Here is a 23293-nt window from a genome sequence, read left to right as displayed (position 1 = left end):
TTTTCTTCATTTATCTATACAATTAATTATAATTGACTAAATAGCTCAAAAGTTGTAGTATTACTACATAAACTTATTGAAAAGTAGCACAATTTCAATTATTAAAAATAGTGTGCCTTTTCTTGTATTTCCAATGATAACACAGTTGAAATTTTTCAATTATCTGCAATTCATTTTTGTAATCATTCAAAGCATTTATAAATATTACTTATCAATCTATGGTATTTTCAATTTTTATTTTTCATATTGTTTATCTATGGAGAAACTAAAGTGTAAACTCAAATTATATATTGAAAATTGCTAGGAGGGAAAATATGAGAATAAATAAAGAAAGCTTTAAAAGTGATTTTAAAAGGAAGCTTACAACCTTATATGCAGAAAGTATAAGATCAGCTTCAAATTTTCATAAGTACTATGCGCTTGCATCTCTTGTAAAAGATTATAGTTCTGAAAAATGGATGAATAGCAATGACTATTATTCTAGCCAAAAAAAGAAACAAGTTTACTATTTTTCAATGGAATTTTTGATAGGACGTTTACTTGGAAGTAATCTTTTAAATTTAGGTATAAGGGATCTTTGCAGGGAAGCTCTAGCGGAACTTGACATTAATTTGGACGAGTTAGAGGAGCTAGAACATGATGCTGGTCTTGGAAATGGTGGTTTAGGTAGACTTGCTGCGTGTTTCCTAGATTCAATGGCCTCCGTAGGAATTGCAGGTCATGGTTGCGGAATAAGATACGACTATGGTCTTTTTGAGCAGAAAATAGTTAATGGATACCAAGTTGAAATACCTGATAACTGGTTAAAAAACGGAAATGTATGGGAAGTTAGAAGAGAAGATAAGGCTGTTGTAGTTAAATTTGGTGGCAAGGTTACACCTGTTTTAGAAAATGATACTTTAACATTTGAACATACAGATTATGAAGCAGTGCTTGCTATCCCCTACGATACTCCAATAGTAGGTTATAAAAACAACACTGTAAATACTCTAAGGCTGTGGAGTGCAGAAACAATTGATAAAGATTTTGATCTTGATTCTTTCAGCAAAGGAGAATATACAAAAGCAGTTGAACACAAATATTCTGTACAATCTATTTCACAGGTACTTTATCCTGATGACACTAGGATAGATGGTAAAATTCTTAGATTAAAGCAGCAGTATTTCTTTGTTAGTGCCGGACTTCAAAGTATACTCAGAACTTTTAGAAAAACAAGAAAACCTATAACAAAATTAGATGAATATATACAAATTCAAATAAATGATACACATCCTGCTGTTGCAGTTGCTGAACTTATGAGAATTTTAGTTGATGAAGAACAAGTTTCATGGGATGATGCATGGAGAATAACTACAAATGTAATGTCATACACAAACCACACTATTCTTACAGAAGCTCTTGAAAAATGGCCAATAGAGTTATTTAAGAAATTACTTCCAAGAATTTTTATGATAATTACAGAAATAAACGAAAGATTTTGCAAAAAAATTTATGAAAAGTATAACGACTTAAATTTAGTACACGATATGGCAATTGTCTGCGATGGTTATGTTAAAATGGCATTTCTTGCAATAGTAGGCAGTCATTCTGTAAACGGAGTTGCTAAGCTTCATACTCAAATACTAAAAGAAAGAGAACTTAATAACTTTTATAAATTCTTCCCACAAAAATTTAATAATAAAACAAATGGAATAACTCATAGACGATGGCTTTTAAAATCCAATCCAGAACTTTCAAAATTAATAAATAAAACTATTGGAGATAACTGGATTACAGAACCAATTAAACTTATAAACCTACTTGCTTATTCTAAGGATAAAGATTTTCAAGATAAAATGTATGAAATTAAACAAGCGAATAAAGCTGAATTTGCTAAATATTTTTATGAAACACACGGAATTAATATTGACCCTAATTCAATATTTGACGTTCAAGTCAAAAGACTTCATGCATATAAAAGACAACTTTTAAACGTGTTTAATATATTAGACCTTTATTATAGATTAAAGGAAAATCCTAATTTAGATATTGTACCTAGAACGTTCTTTTTTGGTGCCAAAGCTGCTCCAGGATATTACTTGGCTAAGCAAACAATAAAATTAATAAATACTGTAGCCGATATAATAGATAAGGATCAAGCAGTAAATAACAAAATTAAAGTCATATTCTTAGAAAATTATTCTGTTTCTCTTGCTGAAAAAATAATACCTTGCGCTGATATAAGTGAACAAATCTCAACAACTACTAAAGAGGCTTCAGGAACTGGCAATATGAAACTCATGATGAATGGAGCAATTACTATAGCCACTTTGGATGGTGCAAATGTTGAAATATGTGACCAAGTTGGAGAAGAAAATATAATCATTTTTGGTATGAAAAAAGATGAAGTTATGGAATTAGAAAAGACTAAACGTTACAACTCTATGGATTATTATAATAGCGATCCTAGGATTAAAAGAATCCTTGATAATCTAGTAAATGGTTCTCTCGGGGTTTCACCTTCTGAATTTGCAGATATACACAAATATTTACTTGCAAACAACGATGAATTTTTCGTTTTAAAAGATTTTGCAGCCTATTTAGATGCACAAAATAAAATAGACGAATTATATAGAAATCAAGACAAATGGAGAGAGATGTCAATTGTCAATATAGCTCACTCTGGTGCATTTTCTAGTGATAACACTATTAAAAAATATGCTAGAGACATTTGGAGGATTAATCAATAAAAAAATAGTGGCTTCACAGCCACTATTTTTATTTTTTTATTTAAAGTACTCTACTCCACTCTTAAATATCATTTGATCTTGATTTCCAAATATATTTTTGTAAGTATTGCTTGAAAATCTTTCTGAGTGTCCCATCTTACCAAGTATTCTTCCATCTGGACTTGTTATACCTTCAATTGAGCAAACTGATCCATTAGGATTTATCTTAGTATCATAGCTTAAATTTCCGTTCATATCAACATATTGAGTTGCTACCTGACCATTTTCCATAAGTTTTCTTACAAGTTCATCACTGCAAGCAAATCTTCCTTCTCCGTGAGATACTGGTATACAGTGAATATCCCCCTTATTTACATTGCCAAGCCAAGGTGATTTAGTTGAAACAATCTTAGTATACACCATTTGTGATACGTGTCTTCCTATACTGTTGTAAGTTAAAGTAGGACAATTTTCATCTATTTCTCTTATTTCGCCATATGGAACAAGTCCTAGCTTTATAAGTGCTTGGAAGCCATTACAAATTCCTAGCATTAATCCATCTCTTTCATTTAACAACTTCATAACTTCATTTTTAATCTTTTCATTTCTAAATACAGTAGCTATGAATTTACCTGAACCATCTGGCTCATCTCCAGCACTAAAGCCTCCAGGTATCATTATCATTTGAGCTTTTCTTATTTCCTCTACAATTGCCTCTATTGAAGCTTCTATATCAGTTTCCTTTAAGTTTCTAAACACTAAGGTACTTGTCTCTGCGCCTGCTTTAGCAAAAGCTTTTGCTGAATCATACTCACAGTTTGTACCTGGGAAAGTTGGTATAAACACTCTTGGCTTTGGAATCTTATTTAATATGCTAACACGTGGTTTTTCCTCTTTAGCATTAACATTTATTTCTGGTTTATTTAAAACTTCAGCTTGTGTTGGGAATATTCTTTCAAGCGTATTTGTCCAAGCACTGTAAGCAGCTTTTAAATCAATTTTAGTTTCTCCTAAATCTATATGTTCTTCTCTCTCAGTATTTCCAATTTCAATATAATTAGTTTCTCCAAACAATTCTTTTAAATCTAAATTTGAAGGAAGTTCTAAAATTATTGAACCATAATCCTCTGCAAATAAATCTACACTGGCAGAAGTATTTAACTTGAAACCAATTCTATTTCCAAAGCACATTTTGCTTATTGCTGAGCATAAACCACCATTTCTAACACTTTGAGCACTTAATACATATCCTTTTTCTATAAGTTCATGCACTTTATCAAAGTTTGCCTTTAATTCATCCATTTTAACTATTTCATTTTCATCTCTGCTGCTCTTAACTAATACAACTTTACTTCCACTTTTCTTAAACTCTGGTGAAAGAATCTTGTTTACATCTAAAACATTAACAGCGAAAGATACTAAAGTTGGTGGAACTGTTAAATCCATGAAGGTTCCAGACATACTGTCTTTACCGCCAATTGCTGCTGTTTTAAATTCTTTTTGAGCATATAAAGCTCCAAGAAGTGCTGCAAAAGGTTTTCCCCATCTATCTGCATCCTTATTAAGTCTTTCAAAATACTCTTGGAAAGTAAGTCTTGATTTCTTGTAATCTCCGCCCATACATACAACTTTTGTTAAAGATTCAATTACAGAATATAAAGCTCCGTGGAAAGGACTCCATTTTCCTATTTTAGGATTGTAACCATAAGTCATAACAGTACCTGTAGTTGTATCACCATCTAATACTGGAAGTTTTGCTGCCATACCTTCTGCAGGTGTTTCTTGATATTTTCCACCAAACGGCATTAAAACTGTTCCAGCTCCTATTGTACTATCAAATCTTTCTGACAATCCTTTTTGACTGCATACATTTAAATCTGATAATGTATCAAGCCACTTTCCTTTTAAGTCTTCTGTAGCTGAACTTATTTTAAAATAATCTTCTTTTTCTGAAGGTGCTTTTACAAAAACATCTGTATTTTGTCTAACACCATTTGTGTCAAGGAATTCTCTAGTAACATCTACTATAGCCTTGCCTTTCCAGAATAACTTAAGCCTCTTATCATCAGTTACTTTGGCAACTATAACAGCTTCTAAATTTTCTTTTTCTGCATACTCTATAAACTTTTCAGCATTCTCTTTAGTAACTACTACAGCCATTCTTTCTTGAGATTCTGAAATAGCAAGTTCTGTTCCATCAAGACCTTCATATTTCTTAGGAACTAAATCAAGATTTATGTTAAGTCCATCTGTAAGCTCTCCAATCGCAACAGAAACTCCGCCTGCACCAAAATCGTTACATCTCTTTATCATAGTGCTTACAGCTTTATTTCTAAATAATCTTTGAAGTTTTCTTTCGGTTGGTGCATTTCCTTTTTGAACTTCTGCTCCACAGGATTCAAGTGAACTTACAGTGTGCTCCTTAGAAGAACCTGTTGCTCCACCGCAGCCATCTCTACCAGTTCTTCCACCAAGTAAAATAACTACATCTGAAGGTTTAGGAACTTCTCTAACTACATTTTCCTTAGGTGCAGCTGCAATTACAGCTCCAACTTCCATTCTCTTTGCTATAAAACCTTCATCATAACATTCAGAAACCTGACCTGTTGCAAGACCAATTTGATTTCCATAAGAACTATAACCATGAGCAGCTCCAAGTGTTATTTTCTTTTGTGGAAGTCTTCCCTTTGTAGTATCTTCTATTTTTGTTCTAGGATCACCACTTCCTGTAACTCTCATTGCTTGATATACATAAGATCTTCCTGAAAGTGGATCTCTTATTGCACCACCAAGACATGTAGCTGCACCACCAAATGGCTCTATTTCAGTTGGATGGTTGTGTGTTTCATTTTTAAACATAACTAACCATTTTTCAGTTTTTCCATTAATATCTGCATCAACAACTATACTGCAGGCATTTATTTCTTCTGATTCATCAATATCTTTTAAATAGCCATTTTTCTTAAGAGCTTTCATACCTAAAATAGCTATATCCATTAAACATACTTCTTTTTTCTTATCTCCATAAACTTCTTTTCTAGTTCCAAGATAATCTTCGTAAGCATTTTTAATTATTCCGGTAAATTTTCCTTCTTCAAACTGAATGTTATTTAATCTTGTTTGAAAAGTTGTATGTCTACAATGATCTGACCAATAAGTATCTATAACCTTTATTTCAGTAATTGTTGGATTTCTATTTTCCTTATTTTTAAAATACTCTTGAGTAAATTTTAAATCATCTAAACTCATTGCAAGTCCTCTATCTTTAAGGAATGCCTCAAGCTTATTTTCATCAAAATCAACAAAATCTTCTATTGTTTCTACGCTATCTGGAAGACTATATTCTACTTTTAAAGTGGAAGGTTTTTCTAAAGCTGCTTCTCTTGAATCTACAGGATTAATAACATACTTTTTTATTCTCTCAAAATCATCTTCTGAAATATTTCCTTTTAATATGTTAATTCTTGCAGAAAGTATTGCTACATTTTCTTTTCCCGTTAATATTTGCATACATTGTGCTGCCGAATCTGCTCTTTGATCATACTGTCCTGGCAAATATTCTACTGCAAACATTTTTTCATCATTTTCTATATTTAATTCTTCGTCATAAACATAATCTACTGTACTTTCAGAAAAAATTGTTTTTTTTGCAGCTTCATACTCACTATCTGTTATGCCAGACATATCATATCTATTAACTATAGATACTTTTTTAAGCCCATCTATTCCTAGATTTTCTTTAAGATCTTTAAAAAGACCTCCAGCTTCAACATCAAAACCGTCTTTCTTCTTAACAAATATTCTTCTAACCATATCTTTATCAAGCATAATATACATTCTCCTTAACTTTTTACGAACGTTTTTTTGTAATTGTATAAGATAATTCGTATTGATATAAATATTATAATACAATTTCATAAAAATTTAAAGTATTTATAGAGATAAACCGCTTGAAACTTCAAAATTAATTTGCATCAAAATGCCATCTTCTAGGCATTTTGATGCAAATTAATTTTGGTAGTTGAAACGGTTTATATATGGTGAAACCATTTCGAAACTTAATCTATATATGTTTCAAAGTTGCAATCTTCAAGGGATTATTGAACATATATAGATTTATAGCTGAACTAGTTTCACATATTATTTCACATATTATTTTACATACGTTTTTCCAATAAAATTGTGGTACGTCTTAGTTTTGATTTCATTATTATCTTCTCCAGAAATCTTATTTTTAATTTCTGTAAATATTGATTTTATCTCTGTTATATCCTCTTTTGAATATCCTTTAAAATTTATATTTGCTTTTAAACCATTTTTTAAACTAATTTCAATTGAATCGTCATATTTAGGAACACCTATTTTTTCAATATCGTCAATTTTTAATATTGACTTTTTTATAGGGAATCCACTTCTAATAACTATCATTTCATTATTTATGGATATGTCTGGTACCCTTTTTACTTCTGACACATAGTATTTATAAATATCCTCTGCAATTACGTATATTATAAAAATAATCGCTATAACTAAAAATATCCAAAATGCCGTTGGATGCTTTTTTCTATTTTCAGCAAATGGTGCAAAAATTGCAATTGCACATAAAACATCAATTAAAGGCAATATGTATTTTTTCTTTGAAGTAAATTCTTTAAAATCGCTGTCCATATTTTAACCTCCATTCATCATATATTTGTTTATTACTAAAATTATATTATAATATTAAATTTTAATCTACTACACAATAATTTTATGTAAAAGGAATTTTTATTATTGAAAATGAAACACAAATTACAATTTTTGGAGCAGAGTACAAAGTACAGAGTACAAAGAAGGATGATTTACCTTTCGTTTTACTCAGGCAAATCTTAAACTTAAATGGTATCAGCTTCGCTGAGTACCATGTATGGCACGATTGCGCAGCAATAAAAAAATAAGTTTTCAGATTTTTTCGTAGTGCTAACGGAGAAAAATCGTCCTTCATTGTACTTTGTACTCTGTTTTAAGTGGATTCCTTTGAATAATTTCTAATAATTTTGAAATTATAATACAGAGGTGATAAAAGTGGGAACAAAATCGGAAAATAAAAAGAAGAACGATAATAAAACTAAAAATTCAAAGACAGCTAATCCAATTACTATGGATACAGATACTAATATGCACAAGCCAGTAAAAGGATTACCTAGAAGCTAAGAAATCAGAGTACAGTTAAGGTTGATTTACCTTTCCTTATGTTAGGTAAATCTTAAACTTATATGTTGTCAGCTTCGCTGAACAACATTAATGCCGCGATTGCGTAAGCAATTAAAAAATAAGTTTTAAGATTTTCTGTAGCTTTGCTACAGAAAATCATCCTTCACTGTACTTTGTACTCTGTACTCCGTACTCTGTCTTTTGGTTCACATTATTTAATTAAACTTCGGTATTTCATAAATCACATTACTTTTACTCAATAATTGATCAAATAAATTATACATATTCAAAGAACTATTATATGCCCACATAACATCTGTTGCATACTCATATGATGCTGGATATGAAGGATTCCACTTCATATTATACAGAGTTTTCCTATCAGAGGATGTGGAATCAGTACTGTATATGTATTGTTCAGCTATAAACTTGGCTCCGCCCATTATAGCATCTTTTGGTGTAAACCAACCATTGTCATAAGCATATTGAGAACCTAACTTATCTGGATCTGAATCATAGGCATGTATACCCCAAAAATTGTATGTTGGTTTTCCATTAATTATTATGTTACCTGATGCTAAATTTGTTTTACCATTGCCAGTTTCTTCAAGTGCATGAGACACAAGATACGCAACATTAAGCTTGTACTGATTTGCAGCATCAAGAAAAGCTTGTCCCATCCCTTCTAATGTGCCTTTTCCTTTAAGTATTGTATTTAAATCATCTGCAGTTATATTACTTAAGGTTTGATCAATCCTCATAAACATGTACTTTCCTTCGTTATCCATAAAGTTATTTGGATTCATATAATATGAAATGATATTTTTGCTTGCTAAGCTCCAATATGTCTTTATTTCATACTGTGATGAATTTGAATTATATTGCTCATTTACTATATTGTCAAAATTAATATTGTAATTCTTAGAGGTTATTTGTTCATTATTAGAACTTGATATTACATTTTGAACACATCTAAAATAATTTGTATAGTAGTTATCAAAATCTGTATTTCCATCTTCATGTTGTCCAATCACACTATCAGAATTTTTCGTATACACCACAACTTTATAATCTCCGGCATCAATTAGAGAATTATATTGAAAATTGTAAGGAACAGATGCATCAACTTCATTTGTGTATCCCGTTGTAAGTTCCTTATAGAAATTAAAACTATAGCTTGTGTAATTAAATTTGTATAAATATATCCTATATTTTACTTTAGATGCATTTGAAGCTTTTATACTTAGTGAAAGCTTATCATTGGTAGTTAAATTTTTATTTAAAACATCACACGCACTAATTACAGGTAAACCGCTATAACTTGTTCCATCTACCATGGTAGAACTTACAGTAAATTTCATTTGAATAGGTTTACTTAAGCTTTTTCCATCTTGTGATTTTACGGCTTGACTTACATTAAGCGTATAAGTTTTTCCTGGAACATATCCAAGTGTCGGAAGTTCCAAAATTACTGCTTTAGCATCGGTTTTGTCGGCTTTGACCTTTACCCCGATATCTCTTGTATTATCCATAACCTTAAAGTTAGTAGAATTGATACTTGACGGATCAATTGTTTTACTAAATTCAACCTTCCACTCCTTGTTCATATCCACGCCTGTTTTTTGTGGGAAGGTATCAACGCTATCTGTAGCTGCATTAACTTGTACACCTTTAGAAATACAAATTAGCAAAGTAAACAATACGACAATAAAAAACTTTTTTGCCTTCATTTTTTCTCCCCCCTCAATTTAAGATGTCTTAAACACTACTTTATTATATTTTATAATACTTTTCATAATTGCGATAGCTTTGTTAGTTATATTAGTTAAAAAAATTTTATTTTACTATAATTAAATTCTACATTTTGAAATTTCAAACTAACATTTGAAAATTATTATAAATGTAATGACAAACTGAAATATATCTCCAGTTATATTAGGAAATAAACAAGTACATTTCAATGATAAAAAAACAGCAGTAGAGTTTTTATAATTAATTATGCTATACTTACAAATATGTAAGGAGATGAATACTATATGAGATTTCAAAAAAAACACTTTATTATACCTGCATTATTACTTGGAACATCATTTATTATATATTTATTGCAATTTATAATTTTTAACGACAGCAAAGATACTTTTTTTTATTTATTTCAAGACTTAGCTTTTTTGCCTATTAGCATGCTATTAGTTTCTTTAATATTAGATAAAATGATTTCTGATAGAGAAAAAAGAGAAAAACTAGAAAAAATGAATATGGTCATAGGTGTATTCTTCAGCGAAATTGGCTCTGAACTTGTACGCCAATGTTCAAATTTCGATACTGAATATGAAATAAATAAACATAAGCTTTGTGTAACAAGCAAATGGACAGCCTCAGATTTTGATAATGCAGCTGCTCTAGTAAAAAAGCACAACTTTAATATAAACAGCAAAAAAGCCTCTTTTGATACCCTAAAATCCTTATTAATGGTCAAAAGAAGTTTCTTACTCAACCTTCTAGGAAACCCCGTACTTTTAGAACACGACACGTTTTCAGACTTACTTTGGAGTATTTTTCACATTATTGACGAACTTTCAATAAGAGATAAACTAGAAAATTTAAGTGATGAAGATTATTCTCATTTATCAGTGGATATAGATAGAATGTATGGACTTTTAATTTACCAATGGATATTGTATATTAAACATGTAAAAAATGATTATCCTTATTTGTTTAATCTAGCATTAAAACAGCATCCATACATGTAAAAACATGCTATATTTTTTAAGAAGCTGAATAAATACTGTCATGAAAATAACCTCCCATTTGATACATTAACCACAGGGGAGGTTTTATTTTCAAATCTAGAAATTGCAAAATAATTTATTAAAACAGCATAATATTCTAATTAAATAGCAATTTTATTTAATTGGATTCTTTTTTATTGGTTTATATTTTGATTTATTCTTTTCTGAAGAATCTATATATTCATAGTCGCCCCTATCATTCTTTTTTAAGCCAAGTGAAGCCATTTTCTTTTTAGTTACAGTTAATTTATTGCTCATAATAACATACTCCTTTTTAGCATTATGTTTATCGTTTTAGAGTATTTTATACATTAAATTTAAATCATAAAATAAATAATAAAGCAAAATAAAAGTAGACTAAAAAAATTATAAGAATTAAATTTGCTTGAATATTTTTTGCTTGTCTCAGGAAATTCATTAACATATATTTTATATGAAATAAGACTTGCAAGTGATGCAATCATTGTCCCAATTCCTCCTATATTTACTCCCAAAAGTACTTCGCGCCAATTAGTTGTAAAGTTCGAAATTAATATAGCACATGGTACATTGCTCACAACTTGACTTAACATTATAGACGAAAAATAAACCATATGTGGCAACTTAAGAAAACTTTTAAGCTGCTGCTGTACAAATTCTATATTAGATACATTTCCAATAAATACAAAGAAACATATAAAAGTAAGAAGCAAAAAATAGTCTACTTCTTTTATAATCTCTCTATCCATAAGTAATGTACATAGTATTGCTGCTAAAAAAGTATATTTATAATTAACACCTCCAAATACAGAAGCTATTATAAATAAAAATAGAATTGCATACACAACTGTTCTTTTTTTATCCTCAATATGTACATTTCTAATTGACACTTTTATTCCTTTTTTTAAAACTCTTTTATTTAAAATTAAAAGCCACACTAATCCCATCCCTACAAAAGGTATAGTCACAAAAAAAAATTGCAAGCCATTTAAATTATAATGGGTAAATAAAAATAAATTTTGTGGATTACCCATAGGTGTGAGGCTGCTTCCAATGTTTGCTGCAAGAGTCTGTATTATAATGGTTTTCATGCAATCTTCTTTAGCCTTTTTAAATGTAAATATAGCCAGTGGAACAAAAGTCAGCAGTGCCACATCATTGGTTACAAGCATAGACGAAAAAAAAGTAACCATTATAAATACCATAGAAACCATTCTTGTATTGCTACATTTAGATAAAATTTTCATAGCCACCTTATCCATAACCTTTAATTTTTTTAATGCTGCAATTACTATCATTAAATTAAATAAGAGTGCTAATACTTTAAAATTTATGTATGACAATTTGGGTGCTTTTATAAATGAAGATATTATAGAAAGAAAAAACGCCACAATAAATACTTTCTCCTTCTTTAATTTTTCTTTAATTAGTTTTATAGATATATCCATATTCAATAACCTCTACTATTTTTAATTTTTTTATTTACGAGTATATTTATTCCACATTTTTTATAGACTTAGTGCTCACTTTAATTGAAAATTCCTTAGGAGATTTATGGAACATCTTTTTAAAAGAACGAAAAAAGCATGAATAATCATTAAACCCAGACTGGATAAAAGCTTTTGAAATTGATTCCCCTGATTTAATAAGATCCTTTGCCATTAAAAGCCTTTTTTGCATTACATAACTATAAAGGCTGTATCCAGTTTCCTTTTTAAATTTATGCATAAGATAATATTTACTAATATAAAATTCTTTAGATAGCACTTCAACTGAAAGTTCTTCCTTTAAGTTACTATTTATATATTTTAATATTTTTTCAATTTGCTTATCATATTTAACTTCCTCTTCATTACTTAAATACATATTATCAATATATACTCTATTTAGGTATACTATAAGCTGTATAAAAAGAGAATTGCTTAAAAGTTTACTTCCAAAATCTACAGAATTAATTGATACTTCAAGAGATTCTATTATAAATTTAATATTATCTTGAAGCTTATTTTGGAGTCTTACAAGATTAAAGCTCTTTTCACAAGCTAATTTAAAACATGTAGAAAGATCACAATTTTCATAATTATGCTTTTCTATAAAATCTGAATTTGCCCATATAATTATTCTTTCATAGACTTTAGAAGAATCAATTATAGGCTTATGCACATCGTGATTATTTACAAGTAAAATGTCCCAAGGTTTAAGTTCATATGCCTTTCCTTCAATTAAATACGTAACCTTTCCAGATAAAAATATTATTATTTTATTGAAATCATGATAATGAAATTCGAAATTTTGACTTTTTCTATCTTTCAAATGAAACAACTGAAAATCTCTATTTAAATATCCTAATTTATTCTCCATAGAACCACCCCACAAAAATATTAAAGCATTTTTTACAATATATCAAGCAATATATGCAATATTTATTGTTAAAATGTTGTATATAATATAAATAGGGACAAATTAGGAGGAAGTAAAATGAAATTATATGAAATCTTAAGAAATTTAGACTACACTATTATAAAAGGAAACACTAGCATAGATATTACTGGTATAAGTTATGATTCAAGAAAATTAAAAGGCAACTTTGTCTTTATATGCATAAAAGGTACAAAAGTAGATGGTCATAATTATATACAAAAAGCTATCCATAATGGAGCTTGCGCTGTAATATCTGAAAATGATATTGATTTAAATACAGAAAATATAACTTTAATAAAGGTTAAAGATACAAAAACTGCTCTCGCAAACGCCGCAAATTTATTTTATAATGAGCCTTCTAAGAAATTGAATTTAATCGGAATAACTGGTACTAATGGAAAAACTACAGTTTCATATTATATAAGAGATATATTGGCAGCCTATGGTGAAAACACTGGCATCATAGGAACATTAGGTTATAAATTAAAAAATAAAGACATAGCTGTAGAAAAAATTAATCCAACCACTCCAGAAGCTCTTGAACTTCAAAATATCTTTAATCAATTTGTACATAAAGGTGCAAAAAATGCAGTAATGGAGGTTACTTCCTCAGCTCTCTTAAATAAAAGAGTTGAATTTTGCAATTTTAATATAGGCGTATTTACAAATCTTTCTGCAGATCACTTAGATATACACGGTAATATGGAAAACTATAAAAATGAAAAACTAAAATTATTTCAAAAATGTAAAATTGGAGTTATAAATTTAGATGATAAAATATCAAAAGAAATCATTGAAAAATCACCTTGTAAAATTATAACTTATGGCATTAATACCAATGCAGATATAAAAGCTTATGCTATCAGTTATACTGAGTCTTCTGTAAGCTTTAACATTAAATACAAAGAAAAATGTCATAAAATAACTATAGATATTCCAGGTGAATTTACAATTTATAATATACTTGCAGCAATAGGTGTATGTATTGCTTTAGGCATGGATATAAATAAAATTTTAAATCTTGTGCCAAATATAAAATCTATTCCTGGCAGACTTGAACTTGTTAAAAACGATTCTAATAAAAACATACTTATAGACTATGCACATACCCCAGCTGCTCTTGAAAAACTGCTTATTATGGCAAGAAATATGACTAATGGAAGACTTATAACCATATTTGGCTGCGGAGGTGATAGGGATAAATCCAAGCGAAAAATAATGGGAATGGCCGCAGGAATTTTATCAGATTACTGCATAATAACCTCTGATAATCCAAGAACAGAAAATCCTAAAGATATAATTTCTGAAATTGAAGATGGTATAAAGACTGTAAATTCAAGCTATGAAAAGTTAATTGATAGAAAAAGTGCTATTGAAAAAGGCATAAAAATTTTAAAAAATGATGATTTACTTATAATAGCCGGAAAAGGTAATGAAAATTACCAAATTATAAATAATTCAAAAATACATTTTAATGATAAAGAAGTAGCAGTAGAGTTTTTACGATAAATTATACTATACTTATAGAAAAAAGAAGTGCCTCTAAAACTGCTAGCACTTCTTTATCACCCTTTTATATTATATGTATTTTTTTTATTTACTTTTAACCATATTTTTTATTTATTTTCTCAAGTTTTCTTCAATAGCCTTTATAAGAACATCATTTCCAAATGGCTTTAATAAATACTGACAAACCCCCTCAGATAATAAATCAGCTTTATTTAAATACTCTGGATAACCAGTACATACTATAACTTTTATGTCACTACGAATTTTTAAGAATTCCGCTGCCAACTCTTCACCCGTAATAAGTGGCATGGACTGATCAGTAATAACTATATCAAAATCATGAGGATTATTTTTAAAATTTTCACTTGCAAGTTTGCTATCTGTAAACCCACTTACCTTATACCCCTGCTTTTCTAATATACTCTTCCATAGTCTTACAAGAAAAGCCTCATCATCAATTAATAATACATGCTTATTATTTAATATTTCGCTATTTTTCCGCTCACTTACCATATTAACCATTCCCTTTTATACCATTGTTCCCTTAACTTAAATTTTAAATGCATTTTCAAATTTATAGCCATGCTTATTTGCTGTAATTCTCGAGATTTACATTTTCTAATAACTTTGTTTTAACTTCTAGACAATGTTTCCCCCATATACATAATATACTATTAAATTAACCTTTTCTATATAAAAAACACAATCGGTAAATTATATATCCTAAACGGTAAAAAAGTAGTACTTATTGTCGCTTTATAATTTAACTTTTAAACTATTTTGTAATAATCATTAGAATTTCCTGCTCCAATTTACATTCATTGCTAAAAAAATTATAATAAATGTCCTTGCATTTCCTGTTTGGCTTTTTTATTTGAATTGGCTTTAAAACAGGATTAAGTAGTTCAGTTTCAAATACAAACCTAAGACCTTGTTTGCTTGAATTTACTTTTAATTGAACTGAAGTTCCATTTTTAACAGCTGTTTCATAAGCAAAGCTTATATAGCTATTTAATATTTTATATTTTTTAAGTGAACAAATTGCCTCATCAATATTATTATAAATCATTAAATTTATAGTTACATTAGATTGTTTTGCATTAATGAGTATTTTATAAATTAAATTAAGTATATTTTTATTTTTTATCTTTACCAATTGCGTTATACTATTTTGGTTTAATAAATGAGTTTTGCTTATTACACTCTCCTTATATTTTTTCAATTCTGTAAAGTTTTCTTGCTCCATAAGGCAAATAATATTTTGCAAAATATTATTATATTCATGTCTTATTTGCTTAAATTCATTTAATATATCATCTTTACAATTTAAGCTTTCTTCAAGTTCTAAATTAAGCTTCTTCTTTCTTTGCACTACAAAAATTAATACAGTCAATAAAATTATACAGCCAATAAAGCATGCTATAAAAATCAATAATTGGTTTTCGAAAAATTTCAAATTATTCCGCATATCGATTTCAACTCCTTTTTACATCGTTTTGAAACTGTACAACTTTCTCCATTTTTTAAATATACTATGTTATTTGAAAAATCAATTTTTGATATGTGCAATATATTTACAATATAAGATTTATGGCATCTAAAAAACTTATTTTTATCAATTTTATTTTGAATATTTTCTAGTGATTCGGAACTTTCTATTTGACCTGAAATTGTATGAACAACAAGTACATGTCCATACTTTTCAAAATAAGTTATCTCATCTTCACTTAAATTGTAAACATTAAATCCTGATTTAATAGCAATGAAATTAGTTACCTTATTATTTATCTTTAAAAAATCTCTGTGTATTGAAGTTATACACTTAGCAAGAGTTTCAATAGCCACAGGTTTTATTAAGTAATCAAAAACTTTTGTCTTAAGGCTCGGCATTATATATTCTGGATGTGCAGATATAAATACGATATACGCATTAGCATCAATTTCTCTAATAATACCTGCAACATCAATACCATTAATTGAATTTTTGATATCAACATCTAGCAAATAAATGTTATTCCTTGAACTATTTCTTGAACAATATTCTATTACTTCTCTCGGCTCAGTAGCATTTAATGCAACCACAGCATCCATTTCATATTTATTGAAAATTTTCTCTAAACTCTTATTCATATTTATATTACACAACGTATCATCATCTAAAATAACAAAATAAAACATAGGTTTTCCTCTCCTTAAAAACATCAAAATGTCACTTTATCCCTTATTTTATAGTTGTACTTCTATTTTTCATTATTCTCTCTATAGAATTTACATACTGATTTTTGGAAATTGGCTTTAATAAAAATTCATCTATATTCATTGAATTAATGAATTCTCCATCTGCTTCATTTTTAAATCCAGAACTTAGTATTATGGAAATATCAAATTTCTCCTCTCTCAGTTCTTTTATAAGAGAATAACCAGATATATCTGGCATAGATTTATCTGTAATCAATATATCAAAATAACTTTTTTTTACTTTAAGTATTTCTAATGCTTTTTTCCCACCTACTGCTCCAGTTACATTGTAACCCACATGCTTCAAAAGTCTTACATTTGTATTTACAATATCCTCTTCATCATCTACAAATAATATTCGTGCAGAAGTAATATCATTGTTTATATTTTCACAAACCTCTTCAGCTCTTAATGTCTTTTCAGCTAATGGAAGTAAAACAGTAAATGTACTTCCTTTATTTAATTCACTATCCACAGCTATAGTTCCATTTGCCCTCTTAACAATACTGTGTGCCATAGAAAGTCCAAGTCCAGTACCTCCTTCATCTCCTCTAGTTGTAAAAAATGGTTCAAAAATTCTTTCCTTTATAGATTTTTCTATACCACAGCCATTGTCTATTATCTGTATCTTTATGTATTTTCCATTTTTTAGTTTTCCATACTTATTTTGATTTTCATCGCTTACAATAATCTCAGCTAATGCAATCTCTAATATTCCTTCACTATTCTTTTTCATTGCAATACTAGCATTTATGCATAAATTCATCAGAAGTTGTCTCATCTCACCTACATCAACAAATACATTAGCATCATTGCATTTAAAATTTTCTTTTATTTTTATGTGCGAGGGGATAGTAATTTTAAGTATATTAATAACAGCCTTAATGACATCTTTTATATCAACAACCTTAGGTCTAATTACAGTTTTTCTACTAAATGTTAATATATTTGCTATTAACCCCTTTGCCCTTTCTCCTAGCTCTAAAACTTCTAAGAGACTTTCTTTAACTGGTATAAGATCTTCTGCATCTTGAAGTGCTAATTGAGTATATCCTATTATTCCAGCAAGAATATTGTTAAAGTCATGTGCAATACCTCCTGCAAGAGTACCCAAAGACTCCAACTTAACTATTTGATGTTTTCGTTCTTCAAGAATTAACTTTTCTGTTACATCTGTAATTCTTACCATAATATGCCTTTTGCTGTTATATCGAACCAATTCCATTAAATATTCAATATTTTTTACTGATCCATTCTCTTTCTTTAATGTAACAGTTTCTTGAATATTTACACTTCTTTTTTCAATTATATTTTTAACTTTATCTAAAAGTTCCTTTCTATTCAATGGTAGCAATTTATCTATAGTTAAAATTTTTTCTTCATTTTCTGAAATCTCAAATATATCGTAAACCTTACGATTACTTTCTAATATTTTGAGAGTATACGGATCAAATACTAACATTCCTTCTAAAGATTGTTTTATTAATGCCCTGTATTTTTCTTCACTTTTTCTTAATTCTTCTTGAACTTTTACTCTTTCAGAAATTTCCTCCATAAGTCGTAAATTAATTTCTTTAAGTTCTACCGTTCTTTTACGCACTGTATTTTCTAATTTTTCTTGAGCTTTTATAAGAACACTTTCGGTATTTTTTCTATCTGTTATATCATGAAAAACATATACAATTCCAATAAAATCCTGGAAGTCATCATAAAGTAAAGAAGACGAAACTAAACATAGTATGTATTTATTGTTTTTATTAGGCAAGTTAGTTTCTATATCTTTTACAGAACCCATTCTTATAATTTCTTCAAAAACCATCTTATTTCTCACAGAATTTAAGAAAAAAGTTTTAAAATTAGCATTTAATATTTCCTCTTTGGTGAATTCTGTAATATTTAATGCTGCACTATTAACATCTTTAATTAATAAATCATCTCCAACAAGAAAAACTGGATTCTTTATATTTTCTAATATATATCTATTTGTACTACCAGAATTTATAGCCATCATATTGTATTTTGTTATAGCATACCATACCCCTATTACTCCTATTGCAAATGCAATAACACCATAGGAACATTCATAAATTTTGAAAATTGGAAGTATTATATCCAAAAATACTGCTATAATAAAAGTTGCAAGAGAACTTTTAGTTATTATTTTACTTTGCTTTTTTACCCTATTTAGATTTGATTCTTTTCCATATTCCTGAACTTTCATTATACCTATAAGAAAAAAGACTACATAATAAATTATATATAAAATTTGTAACCAATTAATTGGATATTTCTCTTTCCACATATTATTTGATCTAATAATTACTTCATTAGGCTTATAACTGAGATATAATATAAAGAAAAATACTCCTGGAACATACATATACAGTCTTTTTATATCCATCATCCACTCTTTGCGTTCATTCTTTAGTAAAATACAAACATCCAACCAAACACTACTTATAAAGCACCATCCAAACGCTGCTACAATCCTCCATAAATTAGCTACATATATGTTTGGTGCAATAAGCATAAACGCATTTCCTAATGCCCATAAGCTTAAGTGAATACAAAATGAAAAAAGCACCCTATTTTTAAGTGACTTTACATTTATAAACAATACATATACTCCAAAGCAAATATAAAAAATAGAGCATACAAATAGTCTAGGAAAAATATATATCATACTTTCAACCTACTTTATCAAATATTTTTATAATAAACTTCATACTTATATGAAAGATTCCATTATCTACGTAATTTATTATCGTTCTCTAAAGTAAAATCTTTTAGGTTAGTTTTTACCAAATAGTATATATATAATTTTTTATATTCACAATTTATAATAATCATCCCGTATTATTAAACTTTCTCCAAGTTAATACAATATAATATTTCTTTCTAAAATTAGACTAAAAAAGCGCCATATAACTTATAGATATTTTTTCTACTATAAGTTATATGGCTAATTCTTTTTATCCCTATACTATTTTAATTTAATAAGCAATTGCTTTGCTTGAACTTGATTTCCTTCTTTAACAAGTACAGAGTCCACAGTGCCATCTTCACTAGCAACAATATTTGTTTCCATTTTCATAGCTTCAATAATCATTAAACTTTGACCCTTCTTTACAGAATCTCCTGCCTGGGCAAGAACCTTAAGTATATTTCCAGGTATACTTGCACCTATTTCCTTCTTGTTATCTGGGTTTGCAAATATTGTTTCTTCAAAGGTTTCATTTTTAACAGCGCTTACTTTATCTTTAACTTTAATTTCTCTTCTATTGCCATTTACTTCAAACGCCACAGTTCTATTACCATTTTTATCAATTTTGCCTATATCTAGAAGCTGAACAACTAAAGTTTTACCTTCTGCTATTTCTAATTCAGAAATTTCTCCTTCTGCTAAACCATGGAAAAACACATCACTGCCTATCCTACTTAAATCTCCATATTCTTCCTTATATTTTAAATAGCTTTCAAAAACATCTGGATACAAGGCATAACTTATAGCCGCTTCATCTGTAGGTTCAATTTTACATTTATCTTTTAAATGAGTCTTTATAGCGCCAAAATCTTCTGATGGTAAAAGTTCTCCTGGCCTGCAAGTTATTGGTTCTTCGCCTTTTAACACAATTTCTTGAAGTCCTTTTGGAAATCCACCCATAGGCTGACCCATCATTCCTTTAAAATACGAAACAACAGAATCAGGGAAAGGCATATTTTTAGCTTTTTCAAGTATATTTTCCGGTGTTAAATCATTTTTCACCATAAATATAGCCAAATCTCCTACCATTTTAGATGATGGTGTAACCTTTACTATATCTCCAACCATTAAGTTTACTTTTCTGTACATTTCTTTTACCTGCTCAAATTTATGACCCAAACCAAAACTTTCAACCTGAGGCTTTAAGTTTGAATATTGACCACCAGGTATTTCATATTTATATATTTCAGCAGAAACGGCTTTAAGCCCTGATTCAAATTGACTATATACTGGTCTTACAGTACTCCAGTAATCTGATATTTTTTGAATATCGACCAAATCAAGTCCTGTATCTCTTTCCGTATTTTTAAGTGCCGCAACAACTGAGTTAAGTGCTGGCTGACTTGTAAGTCCTGACATACTATTGAAAGCTGTATCAACAATATCAACACCTGCATGGGCTGCCATAAGTACTGTAGCAACTCCATTTCCAGTTGTATCATGAGTATGCAGATGAATAGGAATTGATATTTCTTCTTTCAAGGCTTTTATAAGCTTAAGTGCTGCATAAGGTTTTAATAAAGCTGACATATCCTTTATTCCAAGTATATGTGCACCTGACTTTTCTATATCCTTTGCCAAATTAACATAGTACTTTAAACTATATTTATCTCTACTTTCATCAAGTATATCACCAGTGTAGCACATACAAGCTTCTGCTACCTTACCTTGATTTACAACTTCATCAATAGCAACTTCCATACCTTTTAGCCAATTCAAAGAGTCAAATATTCTAAACACATCTATTCCAGACTTAGAAGATTGTTTTATAAATTCCCTTATTACGTTATCTGGATAGTTTTTATATCCTACTGCATTGGCTCCTCTTATGAGCATTTGGAATAATATATTTGGTACCCTTTTTCTAAGCCTTTCAAGCCTTTCCCATGGTGATTCTTTTAAAAATCTGTAAGCTGTATCAAAGGTAGCTCCTCCCCACATTTCCATAGAAAATAAATCTCCTGCAAGTGCAGATTCTGCTCTAGCTATTTTAACCATATCTACTGTTCTAAGTCTTGTTGCCATTAATGATTGATGAGCATCTCTCATAGTAGTATCTGTAAGTAAAAGTTTATCCTGCTCTTTAATCCACTTTACAAGTCCTTCCGGTCCATGGTTATCCAATATTTGTTTTGTTCCTCTTAAATCTTTACTTTGTTCATATTTAGGGACCGTAGGAACATCAAACTCAGTTTTACGTCCATGAGTTTCATTTACGACCTTTTCACCTATGAATTTGAGTACCCTTAATTCTTCATCAGCTCTTGAAGTTATTTGGAAAAGTTCTGGGTTATTAGCTATAAAATTAGTATCACATTCGCCTTTTCTAAAAGTTTCGTGATTTAGCATATTTATTAAAAAGTCTACATTAGTTTTTACACCTGATATGTAAATTTCTTTTATAGCACGAATTGCTTTTCTTATTGCATCCTCAAAAGTTCTCGACCAAGCTGTTGATTTTACAAGCAAACTATCATAGTATGGACTTATTACAGCACCTGTAAATCCATTTCCACCATCAAGTCTTATACCAAATCCAGAACCAGTTCTATATACATCAAGCCTTCCTGTGTCAGGCGCAAAATTATTAGATGGATCTTCCGTTGTTACCCTGCACTGCACGGCATATCCATTTAAATGTATATCATCTTGACCATTTATGCCAACTTCATGAGAAGAAAGTTCATGTCCCTCTGCTATTAAAATCTGGCTTTGAACAATATCTATACCTGTAACCATTTCTGTTATTGTATGTTCTACTTGTATTCTAGGATTCATTTCAATAAAATAATGATTACCCTGCTTATCAAGTAAAAATTCTAAAGTTCCAGCACTTCTGTAACCTATGGATTTTGCTATCTTAAGTGCATCTTCGCAAATAGCCGATCTTTTTTCTTCTGAAACTGCTACTGCTGGTGTAAATTCTATTACTTTTTGATGCCTTCTTTGCACAGAACAATCTCTTTCATATAAGTGAACTATATTACCATATTTATCTCCAAGTACTTGAACTTCAATATGTTTAGGATTTTCAAGATATTTTTCAATAAATATATCATCTATTCCAAAAGCCTTTTTAGCTTCACTCTTAGCACTTCTATATGAGGAAACTAAATCCTCTTTTTTTGTTACTATTCTCATACCTCTTCCGCCGCCACCTGCAGCTGCCTTTACCATAACAGGATATCCACAAATATCAGCAAATCTTAAAGCTTCTTCTTCAGACTGAATAGGTTTTTCTACTCCTGGTATAGTAGCAACCCCAGCTGCTTTTGCTGTTATTTTTGAATTTATTTTATCACCAAGCTTATCCATCATGTCTCCTGTTGGTCCTATAAATTCAATACCTGCCTCTTCACATCTTCTCGCGAATTCTGGATTTTCTGACAAGAAACCATATCCAGGATGTATTGCATCTACACCTTTTTTTAGTGCTAAATCAATTATTTCATCAATATTTAAATAAGCTTCCACAGGCCCCTTATTACGACCTATCAAATACGATTCATCCGCCTTAGTTCTAAACAAAGCTAATTTATCTTCCTCAGTATATATTGCAACTGTTCTTATTCCAAGTTCATGGCAAGCTCTAAAAATCCTTATTGCAATTTCGCCCCTATTTGCGACCAAAACTCTCTTAAATTTTTTTATCACGTTTCTTCCTCCTCGTAAAGCTAAAAAATTTTACT

Annotated in this window: 15 protein-coding genes; 4 read left to right on the top strand and 11 right to left on the bottom strand. The window is 29.3% G+C overall.

Going from position 1 to position 23293, the window contains the following annotated elements:
• Positions 1-314: 314 nt before the first annotated feature.
• Positions 315-2729 (top strand): glycogen/starch/alpha-glucan phosphorylase, encoded by a 2415-nt coding sequence (locus CUEA01_RS07575; RefSeq protein ID WP_234121047.1) that lies wholly within the window; start codon positions 315-317, stop codon positions 2727-2729.
• A 36-nt stretch (positions 2730-2765) separates the two neighbouring features.
• Here the strand turns inward: CUEA01_RS07575 and CUEA01_RS07570 are convergent, their stop codons facing one another.
• Complete coding sequence (locus CUEA01_RS07570) at positions 2766-6536, bottom strand: phosphoribosylformylglycinamidine synthase (RefSeq protein WP_234121046.1); 3771 nt, start codon at positions 6534-6536, stop codon at positions 2766-2768.
• A 324-nt stretch (positions 6537-6860) separates the two neighbouring features.
• On the bottom strand, positions 6861-7376 hold the full coding sequence (locus CUEA01_RS07565; protein ID WP_234121045.1) for a hypothetical protein: 516 nt from the start codon (positions 7374-7376) through the stop codon (positions 6861-6863).
• Between the two features lie 396 nt (positions 7377-7772).
• On the opposite strand from CUEA01_RS07565, the gene CUEA01_RS24895 reads away from it, so the two are divergent.
• A complete protein-coding gene (locus tag CUEA01_RS24895) occupies positions 7773-7901 on the top strand; it encodes a hypothetical protein (RefSeq protein WP_268906147.1) in 129 nt (42 codons plus the stop codon).
• Positions 7902-8116: 215 nt separating this feature from the next.
• Here CUEA01_RS24895 and CUEA01_RS07560 read toward each other — a convergent pair whose 3' ends face one another.
• On the bottom strand, positions 8117-9631 hold the full coding sequence (locus tag CUEA01_RS07560; RefSeq protein ID WP_234121043.1) for an Ig-like domain-containing protein: 1515 nt from the start codon (positions 9629-9631) through the stop codon (positions 8117-8119).
• A 306-nt stretch (positions 9632-9937) separates the two neighbouring features.
• Here CUEA01_RS07560 and CUEA01_RS07555 point away from each other — a divergent pair, with 306 nt between their 5' ends.
• A complete protein-coding gene (locus tag CUEA01_RS07555) occupies positions 9938-10654 on the top strand; it encodes a hypothetical protein (protein WP_234121041.1) in 717 nt (238 codons plus the stop codon).
• A gap of 153 nt (positions 10655-10807) precedes the next feature.
• Here the strand turns inward: CUEA01_RS07555 and CUEA01_RS07550 are convergent, their stop codons facing one another.
• From CUEA01_RS07550 to CUEA01_RS07540, 3 genes are read right to left on the bottom strand one after another with little or no spacing between them, the layout of a single operon-like run.
• Positions 10808-10951 carry a hypothetical protein gene (locus tag CUEA01_RS07550; protein WP_234121040.1) on the bottom strand — a complete coding sequence of 48 codons (144 nt, stop codon included), beginning with the start codon at positions 10949-10951 and terminating at the stop codon, positions 10808-10810.
• 59 nt (positions 10952-11010) lie between these two features.
• Entirely contained in the window at positions 11011-12120 is a 1110-nt protein-coding gene (locus tag CUEA01_RS07545) for an SLC13 family permease (protein WP_234121038.1), read from the bottom strand.
• Positions 12121-12166: 46 nt separating this feature from the next.
• Positions 12167-13033: an AraC family transcriptional regulator gene (locus CUEA01_RS07540; RefSeq protein WP_234121036.1), complete on the bottom strand. Its 867-nt coding sequence runs from the start codon at positions 13031-13033 to the stop codon at positions 12167-12169.
• Between the two features lie 117 nt (positions 13034-13150).
• On the opposite strand from CUEA01_RS07540, the gene CUEA01_RS07535 reads away from it, so the two are divergent.
• On the top strand, positions 13151-14602 hold the full coding sequence (locus CUEA01_RS07535; RefSeq protein WP_234121034.1) for a UDP-N-acetylmuramoyl-L-alanyl-D-glutamate--2,6-diaminopimelate ligase: 1452 nt from the start codon (positions 13151-13153) through the stop codon (positions 14600-14602).
• A 111-nt stretch (positions 14603-14713) separates the two neighbouring features.
• Here CUEA01_RS07535 and CUEA01_RS07530 read toward each other — a convergent pair whose 3' ends face one another.
• From CUEA01_RS07530 to CUEA01_RS07510, 5 genes are all read right to left on the bottom strand, one after another.
• Positions 14714-15115, bottom strand: a complete 402-nt coding sequence (locus CUEA01_RS07530; RefSeq protein WP_234121032.1) for a response regulator — start codon at positions 15113-15115, stop codon at positions 14714-14716.
• A gap of 262 nt (positions 15116-15377) precedes the next feature.
• Complete coding sequence (locus CUEA01_RS07525; protein WP_234121030.1) at positions 15378-15974, bottom strand: hypothetical protein; 597 nt, start codon at positions 15972-15974, stop codon at positions 15378-15380.
• Positions 15975-16054: 80 nt separating this feature from the next.
• Complete coding sequence (locus tag CUEA01_RS07520) at positions 16055-16780, bottom strand: LytR/AlgR family response regulator transcription factor (protein WP_234121028.1); 726 nt, start codon at positions 16778-16780, stop codon at positions 16055-16057.
• Positions 16781-16823: 43 nt separating this feature from the next.
• Positions 16824-19523: an ATP-binding protein gene (locus tag CUEA01_RS07515; protein WP_268906146.1), complete on the bottom strand. Its 2700-nt coding sequence runs from the start codon at positions 19521-19523 to the stop codon at positions 16824-16826.
• Between the two features lie 300 nt (positions 19524-19823).
• Positions 19824-23255 (bottom strand): pyruvate carboxylase, encoded by a 3432-nt coding sequence (locus tag CUEA01_RS07510; RefSeq protein WP_234122139.1) that lies wholly within the window; start codon positions 23253-23255, stop codon positions 19824-19826.
• Between the last annotated feature and the right edge of the window lie 38 nt (positions 23256-23293).

The sequence above is a fragment of the Clostridium hydrogenum genome, assembly GCF_021432385.1.
Taxonomy (GTDB): domain Bacteria; phylum Bacillota; class Clostridia; order Clostridiales; family Clostridiaceae; genus Clostridium_S; species Clostridium_S hydrogenum.
This window is presented reverse-complemented; position numbering and strand designations above follow the sequence as displayed.